Here is a 26,064-nt window from a genome sequence, read left to right as displayed (position 1 = left end):
CAAACGATGACGACCATTCTGTGCAAGACCCTTCTGGCCGGGCTGGCCTTGCCGTTCCTGTCCTCCGTCGCCATGGCGGGCGAGGTGACGCTGCTGTTCTGGCCGGGGCCGGAGAGCGAGGCGATGCAGAAGGTGCTCGACGCCTACAATGCCGGGCCGGGCAGGTCCGACGGCATCACCGTCAAGCAGCTGCTGTTCAGCCGCCAGGGCTATTTCGAGAAGGAGCAGGCGGATCTCGCGGCGGGTTCGAGCGAGTTCGACCTGGCGCTGGTCACCACCTACACGCTCGGCCGCTACGCGCCCTATCTCGAAACGATCGATGACCAGGTGCCGGCCGGGGCCAAGACAGCCTTCGCGCCGGTGGCGCTGCAGTCCCTGACCCTGGACGGCAAGCTGTACGGCGTGCCGACCGACATCTCGGTGCATTTCCTCTACTATCGCAAGGACCTGGTCGACCGCCTGCTGTCCGACGCCGAATGGCAGAAGCGCTACGCCGAGATCGCCAGGGAGAAGCTCGGAAAGGAGATGGCGCCCAAGGCACCGGACGACTGGACCTGGGACGACTGGATCGCCGCCGCCCTGTTCTTCAGCGCCGCCGAGAATTCGGACAGCCCGACCCGCTTCGGCACCGTGCTGCAGATGAAGAACCTGATCTTCAACATCATGCTGTGGCAGGCGGCCCTGGTGTCGAATGGCGGTGACTGGCTGGCCGACGGCAAGCCGGCGATCGACGGCCCGGCCGCCCGCACCGGCCTGCAGGTCTACAAGACCCTGATCGACGCCAAGGCGACGCCGCCGGGGTCGATCAGCTACGAGTATCCGGAGGCCAACGCCGCCTTCCAGGCCGGCCAGGCCGCCACCATGCTGCAGTGGAACGCGGCCTATAACGAGCTGAACGACCCGACGAAGTCGCCCGCCGTCGCCGGCAAGATCGGCCTGGCCCCGCTGCCGGCCGGCAGCGCCGGGCACAAGAGCCATGTCCATTCCCTCGGCATCGGCCTGAACAAGGCCTCGAAGAACAAGGAAGACGCCGGTAAATTCCTGGCCTGGCTGGCCGGCAAGGACGCGTTGACCGTCTACGCCCAGGCCGGCGGCACACCGCCGGTGCCGGAGATCCTGAAGGCGATGGCGTCGGCGCGGCCGGAGTTCCCGCTGGTCGGCGATTTCGTCGACCGGACCGGCTTCGTCGTCACCGGCGGCACCGCCGCCTATGCCGTGCCGGTCTACGAGGTGCTGGCCGAGAAGTTCTCCGCCTTCTGGGCCGGGCAGATCGACCTCGACACCGCGCTGAAGCAGGCGGCCGAGGGCATGGCCGAGCGGATCAAGGGCTGATGGCCTCGACGGCAGGGGCCGGGCGCCGGCCCTATGAGGGGCGCTGGGATGGGCTGTGGCTGCTCGGGCCGCTGCTCCTCTTCCTGGCGGCGCTGCTCGGCTTCCCGGCCGTCGCCAACCTGGTCTACAGCCTCAGCGAGGTGCGCTTCACCGGCCTGTGGTCGCCGCGCTGGGTCGGGCTCGATAACTACCGCGCGGTGCTGGCCGACCCGGCCTTCTGGGGCGCGGTCGGCTTCTCCGCCCGCTTCGCTGTCGTGGTCACCGCGGCGCAGCTGCTGCTCGGCTTCGCCCTGGTGGTGGCGCTCGACCCGCTGATCGCGAGGCGGCGCTGGCTGATGGCCTTCCTGCTGCTGCCGATGATGGTGTCACCGGCGCTGCTCGGCGTGATGTACCGGCTGATGCTGAACGACTTCGTCGGGGTGATCCCGCAATACCTGCAGATGGTCGGGTTCTCGGACAATCTGCTGGGCGTCGACTGGGCCTTCACCACCGTCGCGGTGATCGAGGTGCTGCAATGGACGCCCTTCGCGGTCCTGGCGCTGCTGACCGCCTACCAGGCGATCCCGGGCGAGCTGGTGGAGGCCGCGCGGATCGACGGCGCCGGGTCCTGGTCGGTGTTCCGCCGCATCACCCTGCCGCTGATGGTGCCGGCGCTGGCGATCACCGGCTTCATCCGCTTCATCGACAGCTTCCGGGTGTTCGACCACATCTATGTGCTGACCGGCGGCGGCCCGGGCACGCTGACCCAGAGCCTGTCGATCTACATCTACCGCACCTTCTTCCAGCAGGAGCGGATCGGCTCCGCGGTCGCCGCGTCGATGCTGCTGCTTCTGGCCTCGGTGGTGCTGCTGCGCCTGCTGATGGCGCAGATGCTGAAGGGATCGCGGCGATGACCTGCCTCGTCGCCGGGCTGCGCTGGGCCGTGTTCCTGCTGGCGGTAATCGTCCTCAACATTCCGGTGATCGTCACGCTGCTGACCTCGCTGAAGACGACGCTCGACATCAATGCCTACCCGCCGGTCTGGCTGTTCGCGCCGACGCTGGAGCACTACGCCACGGTGCTGACCAACCCGGCGCTGGACTTCCCGCACTATCTCCTGAACTCGACCGTCATCGCTCTCGGCGGCACGGTGCTGGCGCTCGGCCTCGGCGTGCCGGCCGCCTATGCCATGGCGAAGCTGGGGAAGGGGACGAAGACGATCCTGCCGGTGGTCACCAACCTGCGGGCGCTGCCGCTGGTGATCTTCGCCATCCCCTTCTACCTGCTGTACCAGGCGCTGGGCCTGCTCGACACCCGCCTCGGCCTCGCCCTGATCTCCTGCATCATCAACCTGCCGCTGGCGCTGATCCTGCTGGTGGGATTCCTGCAGGACCTGCCGCAGGAAATCGAGGAGGCGGCCCGGGTCGACGGCGCCTCCACCTTCGCCGTGCTGCGCCACATCGTGCTGCCGCTGGCCCGGCCGGTGCTGGTGGCGGTCGCCATTCTCAGCTTCATCTACAGCTGGAACGAGTTCCTGTTCGGCCTGATCCTGACCACCCGCAGCGCCGTGCCGGTGACGGTCGGCGCCACCTTCTTCATCACCTCCTGGGGCGTGAAATGGGGCGCCACAGCGGCGGCGATGATGCTCAGCGTGCTGCCGCCGCTCTTGCTCGGCCTCGTCAGCTACCGTTATCTCGGCCGGGCGATGCTGGCCGGCGCGGTAAAGGGGTAGACTGTAGCGATGAGCGAGATCCCGACCATCGGCCGCAAGGTGCTGGCCAGCCTGCGGGCGGCCAATCCCGGCCTGTCGCCGGCGCTGGGCCGGATCGGCGACTACGTGCTGGACGGACCGGAGCGGGTGCTGTCGCAGACCGTGACCGAGCTGGCCGAGGCCTCCGGCTCCTCCGAGGCCTCGGTGATCCGCTTCTGCCGCGAGCAGGGCTTCCCCAGCTTCCAGGGCTTCAAGCTGGCGCTGGCGACGGAACTGGCCTCAGCCCAGCCGGCGCGGGCGGAAGAGGCGGGGCGGCACGCACTGTTCCGCATCGTCGACCGGGCCGTCGACGCGCTGCGCCAGACCGAGGCCCTGCTGGACCCGGCGGCTGTGGAGGCGGTGGCCGACCGCCTCAGGGCCGCGCGTCGCGTGCTGGTGTTCGGCGTCGGCGCCTCGGCCATCACCGCGCGCTACGCCCAGTACAAGCTGGCCCGGATCGGGCTGCAGGCGGTGGCGCATGACGATCCGCATATGGCGGCGATGGCGACCGCGGCGCTGGGGCAGGGTGATGTGGCGCTGGCGGTCTCCAGCTCCGGCTCCACCCTCGACGTGGTCCGCGCCGCGACGCTGGCGAAGGAGGCGGGCGCTTTCCTGGCGGCGATCACCAACCGCACCAAGAGCCCGCTGACCGGCCTGGCCGATGTGGTGCTGCTGGCCTCGGCGCCGGAGACGCCGCTGACCGGCGGGGCGCTGGCCTCGAAGATCAGCCAACTGGTGATCGTCGACATGCTGTTCGAGACCATCGCCGACCGCGATCCCGGCGCCCGCGACGCCATCCGCCGCACCGCGCAGAGCGTGGCCGATCGTGGGTATTGAGATGGGGATAGCCGGTTTCGCACCGACGCTTCCTTCTTACTCTCCCCCTCCCTTGCGGGAGGGGAAGGGAGGGGCTCGTGCCGTTGGAGCAGAAGGCGGGGATTCGTCCCCGGGCAAACCCTCTCTCCACCCCCTCCCGCAAGGGGAGGGGAGTTTGGAAGGGGTTTGCCTGGGAGCTGAAGGACCCCGATGACCACCGTCGTCGATCTCGGCGGGACCAAGATCGCCGCCGCCCGGGTGGCCGGCGCCAAAGTGCTGGAGCGGCGCCAAGCGCCGACGCCGCGCGACGGAAGGTTCGAAAGTCTGGTCGAGGCCGTCGCCGCCCTGGTGGCCGGCTGGGCCGACGGGCCGGTCGGTGTCGCCACCACCGGCCTGGTGCGTGACGGCCGACTCTCCGCCACCAACCCCGGCACCCTGCCGGTGCCGCCGGACTCGCCTCTGGTCGCGGCGCTGCAGGACCGGCTCGGGGTGACGGTGCGGGCGGTGAATGACGCCCAGGCCGCAGCCTGGGGGGAGTTCCGCGACGGTGCCGCGCAGGGCGTCGGCTCGACGGTGTTCCTGACCGTCTCGACCGGCGTCGGCGGCGGGCTGGTGCTGGACGGGCGGCTGCGGGTCGGGCCGGGCGGCTTGGCCGGGCATCTCGGCCATGTCGTGGCGGTGCCGGACGGGCCGCTCTGCGGCTGCGGAAGGCGCGGCTGCGTCGAGGCCGTGGCTTCCGGCAGGGCTCTCGCCGCCGCGGCGACGGAGGCTTTCGGAGAAGAGGTGGACACGCCGAGCCTGTTCCGGCGGGCGGAGACGGACCCGACGGCCTCGGCGCTGATCGACCGCGCCGCCGCCGCCATCGCCCGGCTGCTGGCCGATCTGAAGGCGGCGCTGGATCTCGACCTCGCCGTGATTGGCGGCGGCGTCGGCCTGGCCGACGGGTTCCTCAGCCGGGTTGAGCTTGCGCTGGCGGCCGAGCCACGGCAGTTCCGCCTGCCGCTGCGCCCGGCCGCCCTGGGTCACGATGCCGGGCTGATCGGCATGGCCGACCTGATGGTAGCCGATCAGCCCCGCTGAGCTTCCGTCAGGCGGCCGCCGCCGCCGTCCGCGGCCGGATGCCGAGCAGGATCATGACCGCGGCCACCAGCAGCACGAAGCCGGCGGCGGTGAACACGCCGAGCGCGCCGCTGACGTCGAAGATGGCGCCGCCGGCCGCGGCGCCGGTGGCGATCGCCAGCTGCACCGCCGCCACCAGCAGGCCGCCGGCGCTCTCCGCCTCGTCGGGCACGGTGCGGGTCAGCCAGGTCGACCAAGCCACCGGCACCGCGCCGAAGGCCACGCCCCACAGCGCCACCATCGCCGTGTTCGCCACCGGCGCGCCGCCGCCCACCGCCACCAGGCCGAGGCCCAGGATGCCCATGGTCAGCGGCATCAGCATCATGGTCAGCCGCATGCTGCGCTCCAGCAGGAAGCCGCCCAGGAAGGTGCCCAGGAAATTGGCGATGCCGAAGCCCAGCAGGATGCCCGAGACGCCGGTGATGCCGACGCCGGTCACGGTCTCCAGGAACGGCCGGATATAGGTGAAGAAGGCGAAATGGCCGGTGAACACCAGCAGCACGGCCAGCATGCCGAAGCCGACCTGCGGCCGGGCCAGCACCTCGACCAGGGTGCGCAGGCTGGTCCGCGTGTTCGGCGCCATGCGCGGCAGCGTAGCGAACTGCACGGCCAGCGCCAGCAGCCCCAGCGCCGCCGCAATCAGGAACACGCCGCGCCAGCCGATGATGTCGCCGAAATAGCTGCCCAGCGGGGCGGCGGCGACCGTGGCGGCGGAGACGCCGCTGAACAGCAGCGACAGGGCGCGGGGGATCAGCGCGTCGGGCACCAGCCGCATCACCGTCGCCGCCGCCATGGTCCAGAAGCCGCCCAGCGCGACGCCCAGCAGCACCCGCGCCAGCAGCAGGGCGGGCAGTCCGGGGGCGAAGGCGACCAGCAGGTTCGACACCGTCAGCAGGATCGAGAAGGCCAGCAGCACGTAGCGCCGGTCGAGCCGCCGGGTCGCGGCCGAGACCAGCAGGCTGGTCACCAGCGCCACCACCGCAGTCGCCGTCACCGCCTGGCCGGCCAGGCCCTCGGTGACGCCGAGATCCGCCGCCATCGGCGTCAGCAGGCTGGCCGGCAGGAACTCCGCCGTCACCAGCCCGAACACGCCGAGCGTCATCGAAAACACCGCGCCCCAGGCCGGCTCCTCCCGCGCCGGCGCCGCGCCCGTCCGCTGTGCTCCCTCGATCATGGGGACCATCCTTCAAAGAGAGGTTTTGATGCAGTGCAGCAGAAGGTAGGATGGACTCTCCGGACGATCCATGTCAGATACTCCGGAATGTTTGATCGTCCGTCCGAATCGCGATCCGAGCAGCCGACACCCCGCCAGCCTCCGCCGCGGCCCGCCGGCGACTTGGTCAGCGAGCTGCTGCTGGGCATGCGCCTGTTCGGGGTGCACTACCGCCGGATCGCGATCGCGCCGCCCTTCGGCATCGGCTTCGGCACCATCGCCGGCCGGGCCCAGTTCCACTTCGTCGCCCGCGGCCCGGTGGTGCTGCGCACCGCCGATGGGACGCCGCACACGCTGAACTCGGGCGACGCCGTGCTGCTGCCGCGCGGCGGGCCGCACGAGATCCTGTCCGCACCCGACCAGGTCAGCCGCGACATCTCCAGCTTCGAGGGCGAGACGCTGTGCCAGAGCGTCCGCATCATCCGCGCCTGTCCGGAGGGCTGCGACCCGGGCTCGGGCATGCTGATCTTCAGCGGCTGCATGGAGTTCGACCTCGGCGGCATGCACCCGCTGGTGGCGCTGATGCCGGAGGTGATGCTGGTCGGCACGCTGCTGAACCGCTACCCCGAGATCCTGCCGATGCTCGAAGCCATGGCACGCGAGGCCTGCGACGAGCGCGCCGGCTTCGCCGCGATCCTGGCACGGCTGGCCGATGTCGTCTCCGCCTCCATCGTCCGCGGCTGGGTCGAATGCGGCTGCGGCGAGGCCAAGGGCTGGATCGAGGCGCTGCGCGACCCGCGCCTCGGCCGCGTCATCGCCGCCATGCACCGCGACCCCGGCCGCGACTGGACGGTGGCCGAGCTGGCGGCGGAGATGGGCGCCTCGCGCTCGGTCTTCGCCGAGCGCTTCCTGGCCGTCACCGGCCTGACCCCGCTGCGCTACGTCGCCGACCTGCGGATGCGCCTGGCCGCGCAGTGGATCGGCCGCGACCGGATGCCGATCGAGGCCGCGGCCCACCGCCTCGGCTACGGCTCGCAGGCCGCGTTCAGCCGGGCCTTCAAGCGGGTGATCGGCCGGTCGCCCGGAGCGATCCGCGCCGGCTCGGCCAACGGTCAGACGTTCGAGCTGTAGATCGCGTCGACCACAGCGTCGGTGACCTCCTTGGTCGTCGCGGTGCCGCCGACATCCGGGGTCAGGATCCCGGCCGCGGTCACCCGCTCGACCGCGCGCATCAGCCGCTCGGCCGCCTCGCGCTCGCCGAGATGCTCCAGCATCTGGGCCGCGGTCCAGAAGCTGGCGACCGGGTTGGCGATGCCCTTGCCGGTGATGTCGAAGGCCGAGCCGTGGATCGGCTCGAACATCGACGGGAAGCGCCGCTCCGGATCGATGTTGGCGGTCGGCGCCACGCCCAGGCTGCCGGCCAGCGCGCCGGCCAGGTCGGACAGGATGTCGGCATGCAGGTTGGTCGCGACGATGGTGTCGAGGCTCCGCGGCTTCAGCGTCATCCGCACCGTCATGGCATCGACCAGCATCTTGTCCCAGGTGACATCGGGGAATTCCCCCGCGACCTCGGCCGCGATCTCGTCCCACATCACCATGCCGTGGCGCTGGGCGTTCGACTTGGTGACCACGGTCAGCAGCTTGCGCGGGCGCGCCTGCGCCAGCCGGAAGGCATAGCGCATGATCCGGGTGACGCCGACCCGGGTGAAGATCGCGACCTCGGTGCCGACTTCCTCGGGCAGGCCGCGATGGGCCCGGCCGCCATGGCCGGAATACTCGCCTTCGGAGTTCTCGCGCACGATCACCCAGTCCAGGTCGCCGGGGCCGGCATGGCGCAGCGGCGAGGTGATGCCGGGCAGGATCCGCGTCGGCCGGACATTGGCGTACTGGTCGAAGCCCTGGCAGATCGGCAGCCGCAGGCCCCAAAGGGTGATGTGGTCCGGCACGTCCGGCGCGCCGACCGCGCCGAAATAGATCGCGTCGAACGGCTTCAGGATCTCCAGCCCGTCCGCCGGCATCATGGCGCCGTGGCGCTTGTAGTGGTCCGATCCCCAGTCGAAGGTCGTCACCTCGAACCGGACGTCGCCGAGCCGCTGCTGCAGCGCCTCCAGCACCGTGATGCCGGCGGCGATCACCTCGGGGCCGATGCCGTCGGCGGGGATGGCTGCGATGGCGTATTCACGCACGGGCGACTCTCCAGGGCTGTGGACAGTCTCATCCTTGCGCCAATGAACGCATTCCGGCCAGCGCTGTGGCGACCGGCGGCAAGCGTGCTTCGGCCTATTTGCGAGCGAGGTGATGGTCGCAATATAAGTGCAGATTTTATTCTTATTTTCTATACACTGAAATATTGATGTGCCGGAGATGCATGAATTACGATCTGAACGATAATGAAAAGGAAAAATGTATCTAAAAACTACTGGCGCTCGCGCCGGTGATCGCCAATCGCCGTGGCATCGGTAACCGCGATGCTCCCGGCCGAGGCTGTGCGATGGTTTCACCATGGAGGCGATTTGATGCCGCGGTTGGATATCTCGACGATCTGTGATCGCATTGCCGTGCAGGCTCCCTATTTCGCCTTCGGCGAGCTGCAGGGCCTTCCGGATGGTGCCGTCCGAGGCGTCTTCGCTTCGGAGCAGACGACCGGCTACGAACGCGGGCCGGTCGCTTCGGCCGAGGTCGGGCGGCATCTCGCCATTCTCGGCTCCTGCGCCGCCGTGGCCGGCCGGGCGACGGAACGAATCTACTATCTCGCGACCAGGGCGCGCTTCAGCACCCTCGATGGCGCCCAGCCGAGGGAGCCAGGGCGGATCTTCGAGGCGACCGCCGAGACGGTGAGCCACGACCGGCGTTCCTTGAAAGCGCAGGCGATCGTGTCGGACGGCAGGCCTTTCGCCCATCTGCATTGCGACTATCAGGCCCTGCCGGAACGGGTGTTCCAGCGGCTGTTCCAGGACTACCGGACCGAAGAGACCCCTCTCGCGGAAGGGTCTCCCTACCGGGAGCCGATCCCGCTGGAATTCGACGAGCCGCAGGCGCTGTCGCTGACGGCGCGCAGCCAGCCGCTGGCGCCGGCCCGGTGCGCCGGCCACTTTCCCGGCTATCCGGCCTGGCCGGTCGCGATCATCGCCGAGACCATCGCCCAGGTGGTGAGCCGCCTCCTGCACCACATCCTGGGCAAGGAAGTCGACTACTCCGTGGTCCGGACCGACGTCGCGGCGCTCAGGCTTGTCCCCGCCGCCGTGTCGCTATCCTTCCACGCCGACTGCCTTTCGGCCTCGCGCACCCTGTCGCACTACGTCTTCTCTGCGCGGGTATTGTGGGGCGAGGAGATCGTCGCCACCCTGGACACGGAGCTGCGCGTGTAGGCCGGTGCCCGCAGTTATGCCGACGGCCGGACCGATTGGGATCCCGACTTGATCCAGAGAGCAGGCCCATGCCCCCGAACCATGGCGAGCCCCGAAGGGGCGCGGCCATCCAGCGGCACCGGCCCCTGGGATGGCCCTCTTCTGAACTAAAAAGGGGCGTGCCGCGCCTCGCGATGACGGAATGGGGATGGAGGGTCGATCTCGAAGGCCGGTGATGTCAGCCCTTCGCGAAATTGGCCGCGATCCGCTGCTGGAGGTAGTCATGCGCCGTGATAGGGTCGTAGCGGCGCTCCGGACCCTGGATCACCGCGTCCCGGTTGGCCTGGCAGAAGAACGCCATGGAGTAGCGCGACCCCTGCGGCTCCTGCGGCTTCGGCATGCGGACGCGGTGCAGGGTCGACAACAGCCGGTCGTCGCTCCAGCGCATCAGCATGTCGCCGATGTTGCAGGTGACGACGCCGGGCAGCGGCTCGACATCGGTCCATTCCAGCGCCTCGGCCTCCTTGCCGGGGCACAGCTGCAGCCCGCCCTGGCCGGGCCGCTGATGCAGCAGCGTCAGGCAGTCGAAATCCGTGTGCGCCCCGGCCCGCCAGAAGGTGAAGTCCTCCGGCCGCGCATCCTTCATCGGCAGGTAGTGCAGCAGGCGCAGCGTGCTTTGATATTCCGGCGATTGCGGGTCGTGCGCCGCGGTGAAGAAGTCGGGCGGGAAGCCGAGCTTCAGCCGGAAGCACTCGAGCACCTTCATGCCGAGCGCCCAGTTCGCCCGCTCGAAGGCCAGCATCGTCGCCTTGAAGCCCGGCAGTTCCTCGCCGTCCGGCCACAGCGGCGCCATGCGCGGCAGGGTGATCTGGTAGGATTCCTTCTGGTCGGCGGTGCCAGTCGAGGGCCGCACCTGGGTCTTGTACTCCCAGCCCGCATTGCTGCCGCCGACCAGCGGATACTTGGCCTTGATCTCCTGCGGCAGGGCGAAGAAGCGTTCCGCCATGGCGAAGACCTCGTCCACCAGCTCCGGCGCGATGCCGTGGTCGACCAGCTGGAAGAAGCCGATCTCCGTCGCCGCCGTCCAAAGCGCGTCGGCGATCTCCGCCTTCCGCGCCTCGTAGCGGCTCATGTCGATGCGCGGCACCTCGCGCGGCTTCTCCCGCCCTTCGCCGCCATAGGTCGCCTCCCGGCGCAGCTCCGCCAGCGTGCTGTCGGTCATCGAACTCTCCTTCCGTGACATGCGGTCCTCAGGTTCCGGCGATCCGGGCCACGACCCGTCCGGCGTCGGCGGCCAGTTGGCTGAGGTCGAGCCAGGGCAGCCGTCCGTCCTCCACCACCGGCCGGCCGCCGACGAAGCTGTGCCGGACCCGCGCCCCGCCGCCCGAGATGATCGGACCCAGCGCCCGGTCGTGCTGGCCGAGATAGCGCGGCGCGCCGAGGTCGAAGATCGCGAGATCGGCCTGCCTGCCCGGCTCGATCGTGCCAATCGCGTCGAAGCCCAGGGCGCGGGCGCCGCCGGCCGTGGCCCAGCGCAGCACGGTCTCCGCGGTGGTCGCGGCCGCGCCCTTCTGCGCCCGGTGCAGCGAGAAGGCGGCGTAGAGCGCCGAGGCCATGTCGGCGGCCTCGTTCGCCGCCGCCCCGTCGACCGCCAGCGACACCGTCCCGCCGAGGGCATGCAGCCGGTCGGCCGGCGCGATGCCGGATCCCAGCCTGGCATTGGCCTGCGGGCAATGCGCCATGGCGGTGCCGGTCTCGGCCAGAAGCCGCAGTTCGGCCTCGTCGCATTCGACCAGATGGGCGAACCAGACGTCGGGCCCCAGCCAGCCATGTCCGGCCAGCCACTCCACCGGCCGCTGGGCGTAGCGCGCCATGGTGTAGGTGACGTAGTCGATCGTCTCCGACAGATGCGAATGCAGCCTGAGGCCCATGGCCCGGGCCGCGGCGACGACCTCGCGCAGCTCCCCTTGCTCCAGCGAGAAGGTCGGCGTGGTCGGGGCGAAGGCGACCCGGCGCATCGCGGCGGGGGAGGGGTCGTGCCAGCGCCGGGCCGTGGCCTCCACCGCGGCGATCATGCGGTCCAGCGGTTCGGTCGGCAGCGGCGCGCTGCGGCCGGAATCGAAGGCGCGGCCCTTGGTGGCGCCACCGCGGGCCAGGACGAAGCGCAGACCGAACCGCTCTGCCATCTCGAACAGAATTGCGTCCGGATCGAAATCGTAGCGCTCCGAGTAGACATAATGATGATCGGCGACCGTCGTCGCGCCGGACAGCGCCAGCTCGGCCAGGCCGATCGTGGCGGCGACGCGCATCGCCTCCTCGTCCAGCCGGTCCCAATAGGCATAGGGGACGAGGCGCAGCCAGGCGGCCAGCGGCTCGTTCATTCCCTCCGGCACCGCCTTCAGCACGCTCTGGAACAGGTGGTGATGGGTGTTGACCAAGCCGGGGGTGACGACCGCATCAGTGGCGTCGACCACCCGCTCGCCCGGCTCCGGCCGCAGCGCGCCGATCTCGGCGATGACGCCGCCGCGCACCCGGATGCCGCCCGACGCCCTTGCCGCGGCGCCCGGCAGGCCGGTCAGGATGCCGACGGCGCCCGTGATCACGAAGTCGGTCATGCGCGGCCCCGCGGCAGGCTCCAGGGGAACCACAAGCGCTGCGCCGCGGTGACCAGGTGGAACAGCGCCAGCGACAGCAGCACCAGCACGACCAGCCCGGCCCAGGCCTGCTGCACCTTGAACATCGAGGTCGAGAACTGGATGAAGTAGCCGAGGCCCTTCTCGGCGGCGACGAACTCCGCCACCACCGCGCCGATCACGGCGAGGGTGATCGAGATCTTCAGCGCCGAGAAGATATAGGGCACGGCGAAGGGCAGGCGGATCTGGGTGATCTCGCGGATCGCCGGCGCGCGCAGGCTGCGCGACAGCTCGATCAGTTCGGGCGGGGTCGCCATCAGCCCGGTGGTGATCGAGACCACCAGCGGGAAGAAGGTGATCAGGCCGGTGATGACGACGCGCGGCGCGTCGCCGGAGCCGAGCCCGACAATGATGATCGGCGCCACCGCCACCACCGGGACCGACTGCACGACGACGAGGATCGGGTACAGCGCCCGCGACAGCAGCTCCGACCGCGCCAGCCCGACCGCGATCGGCAGCGAGATCGCGATCGATGCGAAATAGCCGATCAGCGCCACCCGAAGCGTCGCCCAGACATGCTCCAGCCAGCGCGTGGTCTCGACGGCCTCGAAGCCGCCGAGGATCCGGCTCGGCGCCGGCAGCAGGAAGCTGGGGATGTCGAGCAGGCGGCAGGACGCCTCCCAGGCGACCAGGATCAGCGCGAAGGTCGCGGCCGGCAGCAGGCCGGGCATGCGGGCCAGCCGCACGACCCGCGGCCGCCCTGCGGCGGCATCGCGTTCAGGCCGCACGCTTGAGGAGGAGGGCGCGGAGATGTCCGACATGGTCGTGCAGGGCCTTGTGGTTGCTGGTGTCGATGCCGCGCGGCCGGGGCAGGCCGACGGCCAAGTCCTCGACGACGCGGCCGGGCCGCTCGCTCAGCACCACCACCCGGTCGGCCAGCAGCACCGCCTCGCCGATCGAATGGGTGATGAACAGCACCGTCTTCGGCTGCGTCTCCCAGATCCGCAGCAGCTCGAAGCCCATCTCCTCGCGGGTCAGGGCGTCGAGGGCGGAGAAGGGCTCGTCCATCAGGAGGATGTCCGGGTCCATGAACAGCGCCCGGGCGATGCCGACGCGCTGCTGCATGCCGCCCGACAGCTCCGCCGGCAGCCGCTTCTCGAAGCCGGCCAGGCCGACCCGGGCCAGCAGGGCGCGGGCGCGCTCCCGGTCGCCGGGGCCGACCCGGCCGGTCTTGTGCCGGGCCGGGAAGACGACATTGTCCTCGACGGTTGCCCAGGGCAGCAGCGTCGGCTTCTGGAACACGATGCCGATGTCGTCGCGCGGCTCGGTCACCGGCCTGCCGAACACTTCGACCGTGCCGGCGGTCGGGCGCAGCAGGCCGGCGGCCAGCCGCAGCAGGGTCGACTTGCCGCAGCCCGACGGGCCGAGGACGGCGACGAATTCGTGCCGGCCGGTCGCCATGTCGACGCCGGCGAGGGCGCGGATCGTGCCGGCCTCGGTGGGGAAGGCCTGCTCGACGCCGGAAAAGCGGATGGCGGGCGGGGCCGTCATGCTCTCACATCCCCGGCAGGAAGCTGCGGTCGACGACGGATTCCGGGTTCAGCGCCGCCGGGTCCAGCTTCTCCGCCTTGGCCACCCGCTCCCAGGTTGCCTTCAGCCGGCTCGGCTCGAACACGCCCAGGCCGTCCTTCTCCGTCACCTCGTTGAAGGCGAGGACCAGCGCGTCCTTGACCGAGCCCTCGACATCCTCTGCCGACAGCTCCGGCACCATGGCCGCGACCGCCTCCGCCGCCTCCTTCGGATGTGCCTTGGTGAACTCGAGCGACTTCCTGTAGGCGGCGACGAAGCGCCGGGCCGCCTCCGGCCGCTCCTTCAGGAACCGGTCCGAGGCGATCAGCGAGGCGGAGTAGAGGTCCAGCCCCGCCGCCGCCCAGGGCAGGATGACCAGCTCCTTGCCCGCCTCCCGCGCCTGTCCGGTGTAGCGGGCGACGTCGGTCAGCCAGGCGATGATGACGTCGGTCCGGCCGGTCATCAGCATGGGTCCCAGTGCGCCGGGATCGGCCTTGGTCAGGGTGATGTCGGCCTCGGACAGGCCGGCGTCGCCCAGCACCAGCGGCAGATAGATGTTGGACTCGGTGAAGGGCGAGGTGGCGACGGACCTGCCCTTCACGTCCGCCACCTTGGCGATGCCGCTGCCGGCCAGGGCGTAGAAGGCGTGCGGGCCCTGGTTGAACAGCGACATCACGGCGGTGACCGGCCCCTTCTCGATCGCCCGCGCCTCCATCAGCGCGCCGAGCCCGGCGGAACCGATGTCGGAATTGCCGGTCGCGATCTTGGTGATCGCCTCGGACGAGCCGCGCCCGCTCTCGATCGCGACGTCCAGCCCGGCTTCGGCGCAGAAGCCCTTCTGCACGCAGACATAGATCGGCGCCTTGTCGCCACCCGGCAGCCAGTCCAGCTGGTAGACGACCTTGTCCGCCGCCTGCGCGGCCGGGATGGAAGCGGCCAGGGCGAAGACCCCGCCGAGCAGCCTCGCGAGTGTTCCGTGCACGGAAAGCCCCCTTGGTTCGCGGCGCAGACGTGGTCCTCCCGCCCGATGCCGGGCCGGCCGGGTGCTGCGCCTGTCGTGTCGCTGAACGGAGAAGTCGGCATGGCATCGCCCCAAGCGTCGATCCTGCCGAGCAATGTCCCGGGCCTCGGCCCTGACCGCTTCTACTCGTCACTCCGAATGATGCAGGAAGCATGCCAGTCCGGAGGCCGCTGAAACGGCGATGGTTCCCGTGCTCCTGCAGGCGAGGGGCGATCCGGATTCGGGCAACCTGCCCAAACAATGGTCAGATCCGCGCTTGCCCGAAGACTGCTCATCCCGATCCTTGTGGCAACGCCTGGGGCCGGCTAGGACTGCGGGGAGCAGAGAAGAGGAGGGGGCCATGGCGATCTCCCCGGATCGCGACGTCGAGCTGCTGCGCCGGACGATCCGGCTGGCCGAACAGGCGCGGGCGCGCGGCGACCATCCCTTCGGCGCGCTGCTGGCCGATGCCGACGGCAATATCCTGCTGGAGGCGATGAACACCTGCGGCACGCGCGGCGACCGCACCGGCCATGCCGAGCGCAACCTGATGACCGAGGCGTCGGCCCGGTACGACACCGCCTTCCTCGCCGGCTGCACCCTGTATTCCAGCGCGGAGCCCTGCGCGATGTGCGCCGGCTCGGTCTACTGGGCCGGGGTCGGCCGGGTGGTCTACGGCCTCGGCGAGCGGGCGCTCAAGGCGCTGATCGGCCCCGATCCGGAGAACCTGACGATGGATCTGCCCTGCCGCGAGGTCCTGGCCGCAGGCCAGCGGCGGATCGAGGTGGTCGGCCCGTTGCTGGCGGAGGACTCCGCCCGGGTCCATGACGGCTTCTGGCGGCCGTCCGCTCCATAGCCGACGGTGATGCCGGCCGGCCATGATGGTATGATGATCGTGCCATCGTGGTCGCGGCATGGAGCGGCCGGGCGGGAGGTCATCTGGTGCGGGATTCGGTCGAGCCCATCGTCCGACGGAAGCACATCCGTCGGCACGACCCGGATGCGGCCGAGGCGGCGATGGTCCGCCACCTGGACCAGTCCGCCGTGCTCTACGCGCATCACGCCTGACGCGCATCCGCGGCCATGGACATCTCGCAGCTGCCGCTGAACGCCCTGCGGGCCTTCGAGGCTTCGGCGCGGCATTGCAGCTTCACCCGGGCGGGGCTGGAGCTGCGGGTGACGCAGACGGCCATCAGCCATCAGGTCAAGGCGCTCGAGGAGGTGCTGGGCGTCACCCTGTTCAAGCGCCTGTCGCGCGGCCTGGCCCTGACCGACGAAGGCCATGTGCTGCTGCCGGTGCTCACCGACGCGTTCCGCCGGATGAGCACCGCGCTCAGCCAGTTCGAGGAAGGGAATTTCCGCGAGATCCTCACCATCGGCGTGGTCGGCACCTTCGCCATCGGCTGGCTGCTGCCGCGCCTGGCGCCGTTCCGGGACCAGCATCCGCATGTCGATCTGCGCCTGAAGACCAACAACAACCGGTCGGACATCCTGCTCGACGGCCTGGACCTGTTCATCCGGTTCGGCGACGGCGCCTGGCACGGGACGGACGCCATTCACCTGATGGACGCGCCCCTGTCCCCGGTCTGCGCGCCGGCGGTCGCCCGGCGGCTGCGCACCCCGGCGGATCTGGCGGGGGAGGAGCTGCTGCGGTCCTACCGCAGGGATGAGTGGTCCCTCTGGTTCAGGGCGGCCGGCCTCGAGCCGCCGGCTCTCCGGGGCTGGATGTTCGATTCGTCGCTGGCGCTCGTGCAGGCGGCGGAGCAGGGCGCGGGCGTCGCGCTGGTCCCGGTCGCGATGTTCCGGCGGGAGATCGAGGCGGGCCGGATCGTCCAGCCCTTCGACACGACGGTGCAGGCCGGCGGCTATTGGCTGACGCGGCTGAAATCGCGCGAGGAAAGCGCCTCGATGCGGGCATTCCGCCAGTGGCTGCTGGTGCAAGCCGGGGCCGGGCGCCGACCTTAAGGCATGGCCGCCGTCCGGCCCGGTGTCCGGGATCTATTTGAGGGTGATCACCACCGCGTCGCCGCCGAGGCTCAGCATCAGGCCGGTACGCTTGGTCTTGAGGCGCATCACCACGCCCTTGTCGTTCTTCAGCCAGAGGGCGCCGCCGCTCTCCTCGCCGACGGCGAAGCCGTAGCGGCCCTGGACATAGGCGCCCTCGAAGTCGTCGACCTTCGCTAGGTCGTAGACTTCGCCGGTGGCCTCGACCGTCGACACGCCGATGCCGCCGACTCCCAGCCCCGAGACGTTGAACGGATAGGATTTTCCCTGGAACCGGAGGGTGCCGCTGCCGGTATCGCCGCTGCCGATGAAGGCGGCCTGGATCTGGTGCATCTCGACGGTGCCGGACGGCGTCTGGTTCTTGACCGTTTCGGTGGCGGTGCCGGTGCCGCCGCCGCCCTGCTTTGCGCAGGCCGCCAGCGCCAGAAGAGCGGCAGCGAGGACGATCCGGCGATGAGCCCTGAAGGAACCGAGTGCCATAACTGCTTCCCCCTCTCAATATCGTGTTCTGAATTCTCGGCGGGGCGCACCCCTCAGCCTGAAAATTCAAAAAAGACTTGCGATCCGTCCATTCTGGACAGAAAAATATATGATGTTCAACGAATTTTAAGGTCGCGCTCGGCGGAGCTCTTCATATTATACTATGAGGTCGGAAATTATTCCGGAACAGCGTCGAGCTCATTCTGGTAAAATCCGGTTCTCGTCGCAGTGTCCCTTGGCAACGCATTGATGACATTGAAAGAAGGGACAGGCATGGTGAGTCGGGGACTTCTTCCGGGACAGATGCTTGACGCCGAGTGGATCTGAGCTAAGCGCCGCGGGACGATCGGGCGCCGCGCGCCTGATGGAATGCCACGAATGCGGCCTGGACCACGCCGTGCCGGTGCTGCCGGACGGCACCGCGGCCCGATGCATCCGCTGCGGCGCCACCCTGCACCGCTTTCGCGCCAGTTCGCTGGACCATGCCTTCGCCTATACCTGCGCCGGGCTGGTGCTGCTGCTGATGGCGAATGTCCTGCCCTTCATCTCGCTGGAGATCTCCGGCCGGGTGCAGGCCGCCAGCCTCGTGACCGGTATCTTCGCCCTCTACCGGCAGGGGCTGTGGGAGCTGGCGGCGGTGGTGGCCTTGACCATGCTCGTCGCGCCGGCGCTGCGGCTGGGCACGCTGTTCGTGGTGCTGGGGGGCCTGCGCCTCCGGCGGCCGCCGCGCTGGCTGCCCCGGCTCTATCGCTGGGCCGACCTGCTGGGGCCCTGGGCGATGGTCGAGGTCTACATGCTCGGCGTCTTCGTCGCCTATGTGAAGCTGATCGACCTCGCCACCATCGTGGTCGGGCCCGGCCTCTACTCCGTCGGCGGGCTGATGCTGGCGATCATCGCCGCCGGCACCAGCCTGGACACCGAGACGGTGTGGCGGGAGTTCGAGCGCCGCGGCCTGGTGCCGACCCCGCCGCCGGCCGATCCGCGCCGCCCGACCTGCCTGTGCCATGGCTGCGGCCTGGTCTCGAACCTGCCGCCCGGCAGCCATGGCGACTGCCCGCGCTGCGGCGCTGCGCTGCACCGGCGGCGGCCGGAGAGCCTGACCCGCACCTGGGCGCTGGTGGTGACCGCGATCATCCTCTACATCCCGGCCAACCTGTTCCCGGTGATGACCGTGATCTCGCTGGGCAGCGGCGCGCCGGACACGATCATGAGCGGGGTGATCGAGCTGGCCGATGCCGGCATGTGGCCGCTGGCGCTGCTGGTGTTCTTCGCCTCGATCACCGTGCCGGTGCTGAAGCTGGCCGGGCTGATCTATCTGCTGGTCACGACCCAGCGCGGCAAGGCGGGGCAGCTGCGCAACCGCACCGTGATCTACCGGATCGTCGAGGCGGTCGGCCGCTGGTCGATGATCGACATCTTCATGATCTCGATCCTGGTGGCGCTGGTCCAGCTCGGCCAGCTGGCGACGATCGAGCCCGGAATCGGCGCCGTGTCCTTCGCCGCCGTGGTGATCATCACCATGATCGCGGCGATGACGTTCGATCCGCGCCTGATGTGGGACGCGGCGGGAGAGAACCATGAGCGAAGCTGAAGTGCTGCGCGACACGACCGCGCCGGTGCCGCCTGCGGCACCCACGCCCCGCATCGACCGCAAGCGCCGTCTGTCGCCGATCTGGCTGCTGCCGATCGTGGCGGCGCTGGTGGGACTCTACCTCGCCTGGATCACCTTCTCCGAGAAGGGGCCGACCATCACCATCAGCTTCCAGACCGCGGACGGGCTGGAGGCCGGCAAGACCCTGATCAAGCACAAGGAGGTGGTGTTCGGCACGGTCAAGACCATCGCCCTGACCGAGGCCCTCAGCCATGTCGAGGTCACCGCCGAGATGACCAGGGAGGCGGCGCCGCATCTGCGCGCCGGCACGCGGTTCTGGGTGGTGCGGCCGCGCCTGTCGGCCTCGGGCGGGCTGACCGGCTTCTCCACCATCGTCTCCGGCTCCTATATCGAGCTCGACCCCGGCCAGGGTGCCGAGGAGCGCAGCTTCACCGGGCTGGAGGACCCGCCGGTGGTGCGGGCCGGGGTGCCGGGCACGTCCTATCTGCTGAAGGCGGAGCGGATCGGCTCGGTGGGGGCCGGCTCCCCGGTCTATTTCCGCGGCGTGCAGGTCGGCGAGATCACCGGCTACGATTCGAGCGATCTCGAAGCCGGGGTCACCATCCACGCCTTCGTGCGGGCGCCGTATGACCGGTACGTCCATGACGGCACCCGGTTCTGGAACGCCGCCGGCATCTCGCTGACCACCGGTCCGCAAGGCTTCAAGCTCGAGCTGGAATCCCTGGCGGCGGTGCTGGCCGGCGGTGTCGCCTTCGCCCCCCCGGCCACCGCCCGCATCGGCGAACCGGCCAAGACCGACACCGTCTTCACCCTGTACAAGGACGCCACCAGCAGCCAGGACGCGGACTACACCATCCGACTGCCCTATCTGGTGTATTTCGACGGCTCGGTCGGCGGCCTGGCGCCGGGCGCGCCGGTCGAATGGCACGGCATCAAGATCGGCCAGGTCACCGATGTCCGGCTGCAATACGATGTCGCCGCGGGCCTGGCGCGGATCCCGGTCACGATCGAGGTGGAGCCGCAGCGGATCGAGCTGGTCGGCGCCGACCCGAATTTCGGCAGCGGCGCCAATGTGGCGGCGCTGGTCCGGCGCGGGCTGCGGGCGCAGCTGAAGACCGGCAACCTGCTGACCGGCGCGATGGTGGTGACGTTCGACATGGACCCCGACGCGCCGCCGGCGGAGTTGGGCACGGGCGACCGCTATCCGGTGATCCCGAGCGTGCCGGGGCAGCTCGACAGCGCCATGCGCTCGATCAACGGCATCCTGGACAAGGTCTCGGCGCTGCCGCTCGACCGGCTGATCGAGCAGGCCAACGCCACGCTGAAGTCCTTCGAAAGCCTCGCGGCCGCGCCGGAGATCACGGACTCGCTGCGCTCGCTGTCCGGCGCCCTCTCCTCGACCCAGCAATTGCTGGGCCAGGCCAACACCGATCTCGGCCCGGTGATGCAGAAGCTGCCGCCGCTCCTCACCACGGCGCAGCAGGCAGTGCAGCGGCTGAGCGGCACGCTCGGTTCGATCAACCAGGGCTATGGCGCGGATTCGACCTTCAAGCGCGACCTGACCCGGCTGATGAGCCAGGTCGACGACACGTTGCGCTCGGTCCGCGTCCTCACCGACTATCTCGAGCAGCACCCCGAGGCGCTGATCCGGGGCAAGACACAGGGGCTGAACTGATGATCCTGTCCCGCCGCGCCGCGCTCGCCGCCCTGCTCGCCGGGTCGGCGCTCGCCGCCTGCTCCTCGCCGCCGCCCAAGGTCTACACCCTGACGACGGTGCCGGGCGCGGCGGCCGGCGGCCGGCCGACCACGGCGTCGGTGGCGCTGGTCGACATCCCGAAATATCTCGACCGGCCGCAGATCGTCCGCCGCTCCGGCGCGGTCGAGCTCGGCGTCGAGGAGTTCGAGCGCTGGGGCGAGCCGCTGGCCAACATGGTGCAGCGGGTGCTGGCCGACGACCTGGCGGCGCGCCTGCCGGCCGGCTCGGTCGTCACCACCAGCCGGACATTGTCCGGCGACGAGGCCATGACGATCGAGCTGGCGCTCAGCCGCTTCGACCCGGATCCCGACGGCACGGTGGTGCTGGAGGCGCAGTGGCGGGTGCGGCGCAAGGCCGGCGGCCGGGCCCGGACCGAGACCGCCCGCATCACCCGCCGCCCGGGGGACGACACCGCCGCCGCCCAGGCTCGGGCCATGAGCGACGCCCTGGGCGAGCTCGCCGACCGCATCGCAGGGGGGATGCGGTAGAGCGGGCCAGACGAGCGAACCCCGTCATCGCAGCGGAACGATGCCGGGGGATCGACAACGGCTTGACCCGGGCCCAGTTGTCTGAGGTCATCACCCATCTCGCCTTCTACGCCGGCTGGCCCAGGGCGATGTCCGCGGTCCCGGTCGCCAGATCGGTGTTCGAGGCGCGCGGGCTGCCGCCGGGCGAGACCGCCGGCCCCGAGACGCAAGGGAGCACGACATTGGATATCGTTCGCCACGGCTCGACGCCGGCCCAGCCCGGCCCGGCGGAATACTTCACTGGCACGGTCCGGATCGCCTCGCGCTTCCAGCGGGCCGATCCGGCGCGGGTCGGCGGCGCCATCGTCAGCTTCGAGCCCGGCGCCCGCACCGCCTGGCACACCCATCCGCTGGGCCAGACGCTGATCGTCACCTCCGGCCAGGGCTGGGTGCAGCGCGAGGGCGGCCCGGTCGAGGAAATCCGCCCCGGCGACGTGGTCTGGATCCCGCCGGGCGAGAAGCACTGGCACGGCGCGACCGCGACCTCGGCCATGACCCATGTCGCCGTCGCGGAGGCGGTCGACGGCAAGAGCGTCGACTGGCTGGAGCATGTGTCCGACGACCAGTACGGCGCCGCCGGAAGTGGAGGCTGAGCCGAGGCTCCGGCACCGCGTCTGGCGTTTCCTCGAATTCGGCGTAAAATCGCGCCATGAGCGAAATCCAGGCCCTGTTCGCGGCCCTGCGGCAGTCTGCCGACGGGGAGGCTGCGGCAGCGGTGGAGCGGCTGGTGCAGGACGGGCCGGACCGCGCGCTCTGCCGCGTCAACGTCTTCGACTTCGCGGCCCAGGCCGGGATCGACGCCGAGCGCGCCATCGCGGTGTTCCTGCACGCCGCGCGCCTTGGCCTGTTCGAGCTGTCCTGGAACGTGCTCTGCCCCGGCTGCGGCGGCGTCCTGGACGCCGGCACCACGCTGAGGTCGCTGGACCGCGACGAATACCATTGCGCCCTGTGCGCCGCGGGCTACGAGCCCACGCTCGACGAGATGGTGGAGGTGGCCTTCACCGTCAGTCCGCGGGTGCGCCGGATCGGGGCGCACGACCCCGACACGCTGCCGCCGGTGGAGTATTGCCGCCAGGTGTTCTGGGGCACCGGCGTCGACCTGCCGCCGGATTTCGAGCGGCTGATCGAGGACATCACCCTCGACTTCGTCGAGCTGCCGGCGGGCGAGAAGGCGATCCTGTCGCTGCAACTGCCGGCGGAGTTCCTGATCGTCTTCGATCCCGTCAGCCATGCGACGCAGTTCCTCGACGTGAAGGGCGAGCCCACGCGCGACCGCCAGACGCTGTCCTTCATCATCGATCCGGTGCACCGGCCGAACGAGACCATCCCGCTGCGGCCCGGCCCTCTGCGCCTTTCGGTCGAGAACCGCACCCGTCGGCGGGTGCTGGCCGGGGTCTGGATCGCGGGGCACGCGCTGCACGAGCTGCTGGGCCGGCGCAAGCCGTTCCTGACCGCCAAGCGCCTGCTCACCAACCAGACCTTCCGCGACATCTACCGGACCGACACGCTCGACATCGACCAGCGGCTCAAGATCACGAGCATGACGTTCCTGTTCACCGATCTCAAAGGGTCGACGGCGCTATACGAGCGGGTCGGCGACCTTGCCGCCTTCGACCTGGTGCGGGCCCATTTCCGCGTGCTGCACGAGATCGTCGCGGCCGAGGCGGGCGCCGTGGTCAAGACCATCGGCGACGCCGTGATGGCCACCTTCCCCACGCCCGACCGTGCCGTGGCCGCGGCGCTGCGCATGCGCGACGCCATGGGCCGCCTGAACGACGCGCATGCCAGCGAGGACCTGGTGCTCAAGATCGGGATCCACGAGGGGCCGTGCCTCGCGGTCACGCTGAACGAGCGCCAGGACTATTTCGGCCAGACCGTCAACATCGCCTCCCGCGTGCAGACCCTGGTGAACTCACGCGCCATCTTCGCGACGGAGGCGGTGGTGAGGAATTCCGACGCCGCGAGGCTGCTGCAGAGCAGCGGCATCGAACCGGTCGCGCAGCGCCACACGCTGCGCGGCATCGCCAACGAGCTGACGCTCTACGAGATCCCCTGAGCCCCCTGACCGGCCGCAGCCGCGGCGCTTCCGGCCGGGCCGGCGGACGGCCCTCACCAGCCCGCTCTTGCCGCTGCCGCAGACGAACCGGTCGCCGCCGTCGGATTCGAGGCCTGAGACGTTCACCCCGGCCGGCATCTCGACGCTTTCCAGGACCTCGCCCGACTGCGGATCGATCCGCCGCAGCTCGCTCTCGTCCGCCTCCCAGGTGGCGTGCCACAGCTCGCCGTCGACCCAGCTGACGCCGGTGACGTGGCGGTTGGACTCGATGGTGCGCAGCACCTTGCCGGTCTCCGGATCGATCTGGTGGATCTTGCGCTCCCGGTACTGCCCGACCCAGAGCGTGCCTTCGCCCCAGGCCAGGCCGGAGTCACCGCCGCCGCCGGGCGCCGGGATGGTGGCCAGCACGCGCCCGGTCTCCGGGTCGATCTTCTGGATGCGGCTCTCGGCGATCTGGAACAGGTGCCGGCCGTCGAAGGCCGTCCCCGCATGCGCCGCCACGTCGAGCGAGCGCACCGTCTTCCCGCTCTTCGGGTCGAGGGCGTTGAGCCTGTCGCCGGAGGCGAACCAGACGTGCTCGCCGTCATAGGTGACGCCGGCCACCTCGTCGACGCCCGGGAAGGGCCCGTATTCGCGGATGATGTCGGCCATGGATCGTTTCCTCGATCGTTTCATAGGGGCCAGCCTAGCCGTCGGGCAGCGGAGCCGGGAGTAACAAGGCCGTCGTGAAACCAGGCAGGGGCGGGGTCGCCCAGCGGCGCGCCCGGCCCCGGCCGAACGCCTGCACCTTGCCCGCCTCCGCCAGCGCGTCGAGCGCGCGCTGCACGGTGCGCTGGCTGGCGCCGAGCGCCAGCGCCAGGGCCGAGCTGGCCCAGGATTCGCCGTCGGCGAGGAAGGCCAGCCCCGCCGCGTGCCGCTCCTCCACCGGCCGGGCCAGCACCACGACCGCGCGGCCGGGCCGCGGCACCAGGGCGAAGCCGCGCGCCGTCGCGGTCCCGCCCGCCAGCGGCCGCAGCGCCGCGCGCAGCCGCCCGATCTCCACCCGCAGCCGCGCCCGGTGCGACTCGTCGGCGAACTTCGCCCCGAAGGCCCGCTGCAGCAGCGTGCCCCGCGGCACGTCGCCGGGCCAGGCCTCGCCCAGCGCGCGGGCCAGCGCGAACAGCACGGGGCGCCGGGCCAGCGGCACCGCTGTGCCCGGGTCGCGCACGACATGGCGGCAGGCATCCACGACCAGGGCCGGCGACGCGAGCAGCGTCTCGACCTCCGCCAGCCGCAGCAGGCGTTCCTCGCCGCGCGCGATCAGGCGCGCCGCCGGCGTCTCCAGCATGCGGGACGCGGCCTCGACCTCCGCCGCCAGCGCCGGGATCCGGGCCAGGCGCACGGCGTGCCCGGCCCGGGCCAGCGCGGCACGCGCCGGCGCGGTCCGCAGGCGCCGCATCGCGATCCCGGCGACCCCCAGCTCATGCGCGGTCCGCCAGGCCGGCGGGAAGGGCGCGGGATCCAGCGCGGACAACGCCTGCTCGGCCTCGTCGAGCCGCCCGATCAGCACCAGGCGGCGGATCGCCAGGGTGCGCGCATGGGCGGCGTTCAGCCGGTCGCCATGCGCTTCCAGCGTCGCGCGCGCCGCGTCGAGCGCCTTGGGCGGCCAGCCCAGGTCGCGCGAGGCCAGTGCGACCTCGGCCTCGGCGACGATGCAGCGGGCGCGGGACACGGCCTCCTTCGCCCCGAAGGCGCGGGCCGCGCGGCGCAGCAGGGTCTTGGCCCGGGCGAAGTCGCCCAGCTGCGCCATGGCGATGCCGCGCAGCGCCAGCGCCGGGGCGTCGTCGCGCAGCGCCACCCGGTTCAAGGCGCCGAGCGGATCACCCGCCGCCAACGCCCGCCCCGCCGCCGTGATCAGCGAGTCCATCGGAATCCCGTCACACTTGTCACTCCCCGACGCCCGGCCTCCGGCGCCAGTCTAACCCACCGGACACCAATGGAGAGTGGAACGATGGCTGACCTCGCGATGCCCCGCCGCCCGCCCGGCGCAGCCGGCTGGCTGCACCTCGCGGCCACACCGACCTTCGCCTTCATGGCACTGGTCACGGGCCTGTCCGGCGGCGAGGCGGATGTCCTCTGCTCGGCCGCGGGCCTGTCGCCGCTGGGCGGGATGGTGCCGATGTACCTGCTGATGAGCGTCTTTCACGCGGCGCCCTGGCTGAGGCTGACCGCACGAGGAGAGAAGGAATGAGCGAACCCTGGACCGGCGGATGTGCCTGCGGCGCGATCCGCTATGAGATCACGGCCGAGCCGGTGTTCATGAACGACTGCCAGTGCCGCGACTGCCAGCAGCGGAGCGGCACCGGCCACGGCTCCTACCTGACCTTCCCGAGCGCGGGGGTGAAGAAGCTCCAGGGCGAGGCCACGCGCTGGGCCATCGTCGCCGACAACGGCAACGTGAAGAGCCACGCCTTCTGCCCCGTCTGCGGATCGCCGGTCTACCTGACCTCCGCGGCCAAGCCCGACGTCTTCACCGTGCACGCCGCCAGCCTCGACGATCCGGCCCGGTTCAGGCCGCAGGTGGTGACCTACCGCATCCGCGGCCACGCCTGGGACCGCATCGACGAGTCCCTGCCGCAATTCGAGAAGATGCCGCCGATGTGAGATGCGGCCCGCCGACGCCGGTCTTCGGCCGGCGCGGTGGCCTATCGGACCGCAATTGTCCGGTTCGTTGTCCGCGGCGATCAAATCAGCTCTTGACCCCCAGGTCCCGGCTTTCCCCGGAGGTGCCGAGCGCCTCCGGCCCCTCCCGCGGGGCGGGAGAGGCGAAAAGGTACCGGATTTCGCAGGTTGGGTTCGCGGCACGCGAACCCAACAGGTTCGAGGCCGCGACGACGGCGGGATGTCGGGTTCGCCGCAGGCGAACCCGACCGACGCGGTCAGCCCGTGTCC

Annotated in this window: 26 protein-coding genes and 2 pseudogenes; 18 read left to right on the top strand and 10 right to left on the bottom strand. The window is 70.5% G+C overall.

What is annotated here, in order from left to right; translation table 11 throughout:
• The first annotated feature begins 6 nt into the window (after positions 1–6).
• The 5 genes from LG391_RS20190 to LG391_RS20170 all read left to right on the top strand — a co-directional run bounded on the left by LG391_RS20190 (position 7) and on the right by LG391_RS20170 (position 4,957).
• Positions 7–1,332 carry a sugar ABC transporter substrate-binding protein gene (locus LG391_RS20190; RefSeq protein ID WP_225769845.1) on the top strand — a complete coding sequence of 442 codons (1,326 nt, stop codon included), beginning with the start codon at positions 7–9 and terminating at the stop codon, positions 1,330–1,332.
• Positions 1,332–2,225, top strand: coding sequence for a carbohydrate ABC transporter permease (locus tag LG391_RS20185; RefSeq protein ID WP_225769844.1), 894 nt, complete (start codon positions 1,332–1,334; stop codon positions 2,223–2,225). Before LG391_RS20190 ends, LG391_RS20185 begins: the two co-directional genes overlap by 1 nt.
• Positions 2,222–3,043 carry a carbohydrate ABC transporter permease gene (locus tag LG391_RS20180; RefSeq protein ID WP_225769843.1) on the top strand — a complete coding sequence of 274 codons (822 nt, stop codon included), beginning with the start codon at positions 2,222–2,224 and terminating at the stop codon, positions 3,041–3,043. Before LG391_RS20185 ends, LG391_RS20180 begins: the two co-directional genes overlap by 4 nt.
• A 9-nt stretch (positions 3,044–3,052) precedes the next feature.
• A complete protein-coding gene (locus LG391_RS20175) occupies positions 3,053–3,898 on the top strand; it encodes a MurR/RpiR family transcriptional regulator (RefSeq protein ID WP_225769842.1) in 846 nt (281 codons plus the stop codon).
• Between the two features lie 189 nt (positions 3,899–4,087).
• Positions 4,088–4,957 carry an N-acetylmannosamine kinase gene (locus LG391_RS20170; RefSeq protein ID WP_225769841.1) on the top strand — a complete coding sequence of 290 codons (870 nt, stop codon included), beginning with the start codon at positions 4,088–4,090 and terminating at the stop codon, positions 4,955–4,957.
• Positions 4,958–4,964: 7 nt separating this feature from the next.
• Here the strand turns inward: LG391_RS20170 and LG391_RS20165 are convergent, their stop codons facing one another.
• Positions 4,965–6,170, bottom strand: coding sequence for an MFS transporter (locus tag LG391_RS20165; RefSeq protein WP_225769840.1), 1,206 nt, complete (start codon positions 6,168–6,170; stop codon positions 4,965–4,967).
• Between the two features lie 162 nt (positions 6,171–6,332).
• Between LG391_RS20165 and LG391_RS20160 the strand changes: the two genes are divergently transcribed.
• The gene (locus LG391_RS20160) at positions 6,333–7,280 is read left to right on the top strand and encodes an AraC family transcriptional regulator (RefSeq protein ID WP_225769839.1); all 948 of its coding nucleotides are present in this window, start codon (positions 6,333–6,335) and stop codon (positions 7,278–7,280) included.
• Here LG391_RS20160 and LG391_RS20155 read toward each other — a convergent pair.
• The gene (locus LG391_RS20155; protein ID WP_225769838.1) at positions 7,262–8,335 is read right to left on the bottom strand and encodes a tartrate dehydrogenase; all 1,074 of its coding nucleotides are present in this window, start codon (positions 8,333–8,335) and stop codon (positions 7,262–7,264) included. The genes LG391_RS20160 and LG391_RS20155 overlap by 19 nt on opposite strands.
• A 282-nt stretch (positions 8,336–8,617) precedes the next feature.
• Between LG391_RS20155 and LG391_RS20150 the strand changes: the two genes are divergently transcribed.
• Complete coding sequence (locus LG391_RS20150) at positions 8,618–9,517, top strand: hypothetical protein (protein WP_225769837.1); 900 nt, start codon at positions 8,618–8,620, stop codon at positions 9,515–9,517.
• 217 nt (positions 9,518–9,734) lie between these two features.
• Here LG391_RS20150 and LG391_RS20145 read toward each other — a convergent pair whose 3' ends face one another.
• The 5 genes from LG391_RS20145 to LG391_RS20125 are packed head-to-tail and all read right to left on the bottom strand — an operon-like array spanning position 9,735 to position 14,680.
• A complete protein-coding gene (locus tag LG391_RS20145; RefSeq protein ID WP_225769836.1) occupies positions 9,735–10,718 on the bottom strand; it encodes an isopenicillin N synthase family oxygenase in 984 nt (327 codons plus the stop codon).
• A 28-nt stretch (positions 10,719–10,746) separates the two neighbouring features.
• Positions 10,747–12,111, bottom strand: coding sequence for an amidohydrolase family protein (locus LG391_RS20140; protein ID WP_225769835.1), 1,365 nt, complete (start codon positions 12,109–12,111; stop codon positions 10,747–10,749).
• Complete coding sequence (locus LG391_RS20135) at positions 12,108–12,860, bottom strand: ABC transporter permease (protein ID WP_225769834.1); 753 nt, start codon at positions 12,858–12,860, stop codon at positions 12,108–12,110. Before LG391_RS20135 ends, LG391_RS20140 begins: the two co-directional genes overlap by 4 nt.
• A gap of 46 nt (positions 12,861–12,906) precedes the next feature.
• Positions 12,907–13,680, bottom strand: a complete 774-nt coding sequence (locus LG391_RS20130) for an ABC transporter ATP-binding protein (protein ID WP_225769833.1) — start codon at positions 13,678–13,680, stop codon at positions 12,907–12,909.
• A 4-nt stretch (positions 13,681–13,684) separates the two neighbouring features.
• Positions 13,685–14,680, bottom strand: a complete 996-nt coding sequence (locus LG391_RS20125; protein WP_225769832.1) for an ABC transporter substrate-binding protein — start codon at positions 14,678–14,680, stop codon at positions 13,685–13,687.
• Positions 14,681–15,059: 379 nt separating this feature from the next.
• On the opposite strand from LG391_RS20125, the gene LG391_RS20120 reads away from it, so the two are divergent.
• Genes LG391_RS20120 through LG391_RS20110 form a run of 3 tightly spaced genes read left to right on the top strand, consistent with a single transcriptional unit; the run spans position 15,060 to position 16,663 of the window.
• Positions 15,060–15,554: a nucleoside deaminase gene (locus LG391_RS20120; protein WP_225769831.1), complete on the top strand. Its 495-nt coding sequence runs from the start codon at positions 15,060–15,062 to the stop codon at positions 15,552–15,554.
• A gap of 47 nt (positions 15,555–15,601) precedes the next feature.
• Positions 15,602–15,766: a hypothetical protein gene (locus LG391_RS20115; RefSeq protein ID WP_225769830.1), complete on the top strand. Its 165-nt coding sequence runs from the start codon at positions 15,602–15,604 to the stop codon at positions 15,764–15,766.
• A 15-nt stretch (positions 15,767–15,781) separates the two neighbouring features.
• Positions 15,782–16,663, top strand: a complete 882-nt coding sequence (locus LG391_RS20110; RefSeq protein ID WP_225769829.1) for a LysR family transcriptional regulator — start codon at positions 15,782–15,784, stop codon at positions 16,661–16,663.
• Between the two features lie 33 nt (positions 16,664–16,696).
• Here the strand turns inward: LG391_RS20110 and LG391_RS20105 are convergent, their stop codons facing one another.
• Complete coding sequence (locus LG391_RS20105; RefSeq protein ID WP_225769828.1) at positions 16,697–17,182, bottom strand: hypothetical protein; 486 nt, start codon at positions 17,180–17,182, stop codon at positions 16,697–16,699.
• A 307-nt stretch (positions 17,183–17,489) separates the two neighbouring features.
• Here LG391_RS20105 and LG391_RS20100 point away from each other — a divergent pair, with 307 nt between their 5' ends.
• The 6 genes and pseudogenes from LG391_RS20100 to LG391_RS20075 form a co-directional block, all read left to right on the top strand.
• On the top strand, positions 17,490–18,773 hold the full coding sequence (locus LG391_RS20100) for a paraquat-inducible protein A (RefSeq protein ID WP_255646759.1): 1,284 nt from the start codon (positions 17,490–17,492) through the stop codon (positions 18,771–18,773).
• Positions 18,760–20,469: an intermembrane transport protein PqiB gene (locus LG391_RS20095; RefSeq protein ID WP_225769826.1), complete on the top strand. Its 1,710-nt coding sequence runs from the start codon at positions 18,760–18,762 to the stop codon at positions 20,467–20,469. Before LG391_RS20100 ends, LG391_RS20095 begins: the two co-directional genes overlap by 14 nt.
• Positions 20,469–21,038 (top strand): membrane integrity-associated transporter subunit PqiC, encoded by a 570-nt coding sequence (locus LG391_RS20090; RefSeq protein ID WP_225769825.1) that lies wholly within the window; start codon positions 20,469–20,471, stop codon positions 21,036–21,038. Before LG391_RS20095 ends, LG391_RS20090 begins: the two co-directional genes overlap by 1 nt.
• A 62-nt stretch (positions 21,039–21,100) precedes the next feature.
• Positions 21,101–21,178 (top strand): annotated as a pseudogene (locus LG391_RS20085) (carboxymuconolactone decarboxylase family protein); the annotation flags it as partial.
• Between the two features lie 81 nt (positions 21,179–21,259).
• Positions 21,260–21,670 (top strand): cupin domain-containing protein, encoded by a 411-nt coding sequence (locus tag LG391_RS20080; protein WP_225770204.1) that lies wholly within the window; start codon positions 21,260–21,262, stop codon positions 21,668–21,670.
• Positions 21,671–21,726: 56 nt separating this feature from the next.
• Positions 21,727–22,965 (top strand): annotated as a pseudogene (locus LG391_RS20075) (adenylate/guanylate cyclase domain-containing protein); the annotation flags it as partial.
• A gap of 24 nt (positions 22,966–22,989) precedes the next feature.
• On the opposite strand, the gene LG391_RS35065 reads toward LG391_RS20075, so the two are convergent.
• The gene (locus tag LG391_RS35065; RefSeq protein ID WP_374200756.1) at positions 22,990–23,784 is read right to left on the bottom strand and encodes a DUF5074 domain-containing protein; all 795 of its coding nucleotides are present in this window, start codon (positions 23,782–23,784) and stop codon (positions 22,990–22,992) included.
• Positions 23,785–23,818: 34 nt separating this feature from the next.
• The gene (locus LG391_RS20070) at positions 23,819–25,039 is read right to left on the bottom strand and encodes a helix-turn-helix domain-containing protein (protein WP_225769823.1); all 1,221 of its coding nucleotides are present in this window, start codon (positions 25,037–25,039) and stop codon (positions 23,819–23,821) included.
• An 84-nt stretch (positions 25,040–25,123) separates the two neighbouring features.
• Between LG391_RS20070 and LG391_RS20065 the strand changes: the two genes are divergently transcribed.
• Positions 25,124–25,363: a hypothetical protein gene (locus LG391_RS20065; RefSeq protein ID WP_225769822.1), complete on the top strand. Its 240-nt coding sequence runs from the start codon at positions 25,124–25,126 to the stop codon at positions 25,361–25,363.
• Positions 25,360–25,776 (top strand): GFA family protein, encoded by a 417-nt coding sequence (locus LG391_RS20060; RefSeq protein ID WP_225769821.1) that lies wholly within the window; start codon positions 25,360–25,362, stop codon positions 25,774–25,776. Before LG391_RS20065 ends, LG391_RS20060 begins: the two co-directional genes overlap by 4 nt.
• The last annotated feature ends 288 nt before the right edge of the window (positions 25,777–26,064 follow it).

This window comes from Inquilinus sp. Marseille-Q2685, assembly GCF_916619195.1.
Taxonomy (GTDB): domain Bacteria; phylum Pseudomonadota; class Alphaproteobacteria; order DSM-16000; family Inquilinaceae; genus Inquilinus.
Note: the sequence above shows the minus strand (reverse complement) of the source record. Positions and strands in the feature narration are given on the sequence as shown.

What these genes read in the sequence shown, in the direction of transcription:
- LG391_RS20190 (WP_225769845.1), top strand. Translation starts at nt 7, where the DNA reads ATGACGACCATTCTGTGCAAGACCCTTCTGGCCGGGCTGGCCTTGCCG.
- LG391_RS20185 (WP_225769844.1), top strand. Translation starts at nt 1,332, where the DNA reads ATGGCCTCGACGGCAGGGGCCGGGCGCCGGCCCTATGAGGGGCGCTGG.
- LG391_RS20180 (WP_225769843.1), top strand. Translation starts at nt 2,222, where the DNA reads ATGACCTGCCTCGTCGCCGGGCTGCGCTGGGCCGTGTTCCTGCTGGCG.
- LG391_RS20175 (WP_225769842.1), top strand. Translation starts at nt 3,053, where the DNA reads ATGAGCGAGATCCCGACCATCGGCCGCAAGGTGCTGGCCAGCCTGCGG.
- LG391_RS20170 (WP_225769841.1), top strand. Translation starts at nt 4,088, where the DNA reads ATGACCACCGTCGTCGATCTCGGCGGGACCAAGATCGCCGCCGCCCGG.
- LG391_RS20165 (WP_225769840.1), bottom strand. Translation starts at nt 6,170, where the DNA reads ATGATCGAGGGAGCACAGCGGACGGGCGCGGCGCCGGCGCGGGAGGAG.
- LG391_RS20150 (WP_225769837.1), top strand. Translation starts at nt 8,618, where the DNA reads ATGCTCCCGGCCGAGGCTGTGCGATGGTTTCACCATGGAGGCGATTTG.
- LG391_RS20145 (WP_225769836.1), bottom strand. Translation starts at nt 10,718, where the DNA reads ATGACCGACAGCACGCTGGCGGAGCTGCGCCGGGAGGCGACCTATGGC.
- LG391_RS20140 (WP_225769835.1), bottom strand. Translation starts at nt 12,111, where the DNA reads ATGACCGACTTCGTGATCACGGGCGCCGTCGGCATCCTGACCGGCCTG.
- LG391_RS20135 (WP_225769834.1), bottom strand. Translation starts at nt 12,860, where the DNA reads ATGCCCGGCCTGCTGCCGGCCGCGACCTTCGCGCTGATCCTGGTCGCC.
- LG391_RS20130 (WP_225769833.1), bottom strand. Translation starts at nt 13,680, where the DNA reads ATGACGGCCCCGCCCGCCATCCGCTTTTCCGGCGTCGAGCAGGCCTTC.
- LG391_RS20120 (WP_225769831.1), top strand. Translation starts at nt 15,060, where the DNA reads ATGGCGATCTCCCCGGATCGCGACGTCGAGCTGCTGCGCCGGACGATC.
- LG391_RS20110 (WP_225769829.1), top strand. Translation starts at nt 15,782, where the DNA reads ATGGACATCTCGCAGCTGCCGCTGAACGCCCTGCGGGCCTTCGAGGCT.
- LG391_RS20105 (WP_225769828.1), bottom strand. Translation starts at nt 17,182, where the DNA reads ATGGCACTCGGTTCCTTCAGGGCTCATCGCCGGATCGTCCTCGCTGCC.
- LG391_RS20095 (WP_225769826.1), top strand. Translation starts at nt 18,760, where the DNA reads ATGAGCGAAGCTGAAGTGCTGCGCGACACGACCGCGCCGGTGCCGCCT.
- LG391_RS20090 (WP_225769825.1), top strand. Translation starts at nt 20,469, where the DNA reads ATGATCCTGTCCCGCCGCGCCGCGCTCGCCGCCCTGCTCGCCGGGTCG.
- LG391_RS35065 (WP_374200756.1), bottom strand. Translation starts at nt 23,784, where the DNA reads ATGGCCGACATCATCCGCGAATACGGGCCCTTCCCGGGCGTCGACGAG.
- LG391_RS20070 (WP_225769823.1), bottom strand. Translation starts at nt 25,039, where the DNA reads ATGGACTCGCTGATCACGGCGGCGGGGCGGGCGTTGGCGGCGGGTGAT.
- LG391_RS20065 (WP_225769822.1), top strand. Translation starts at nt 25,124, where the DNA reads ATGGCTGACCTCGCGATGCCCCGCCGCCCGCCCGGCGCAGCCGGCTGG.
- LG391_RS20060 (WP_225769821.1), top strand. Translation starts at nt 25,360, where the DNA reads ATGAGCGAACCCTGGACCGGCGGATGTGCCTGCGGCGCGATCCGCTAT.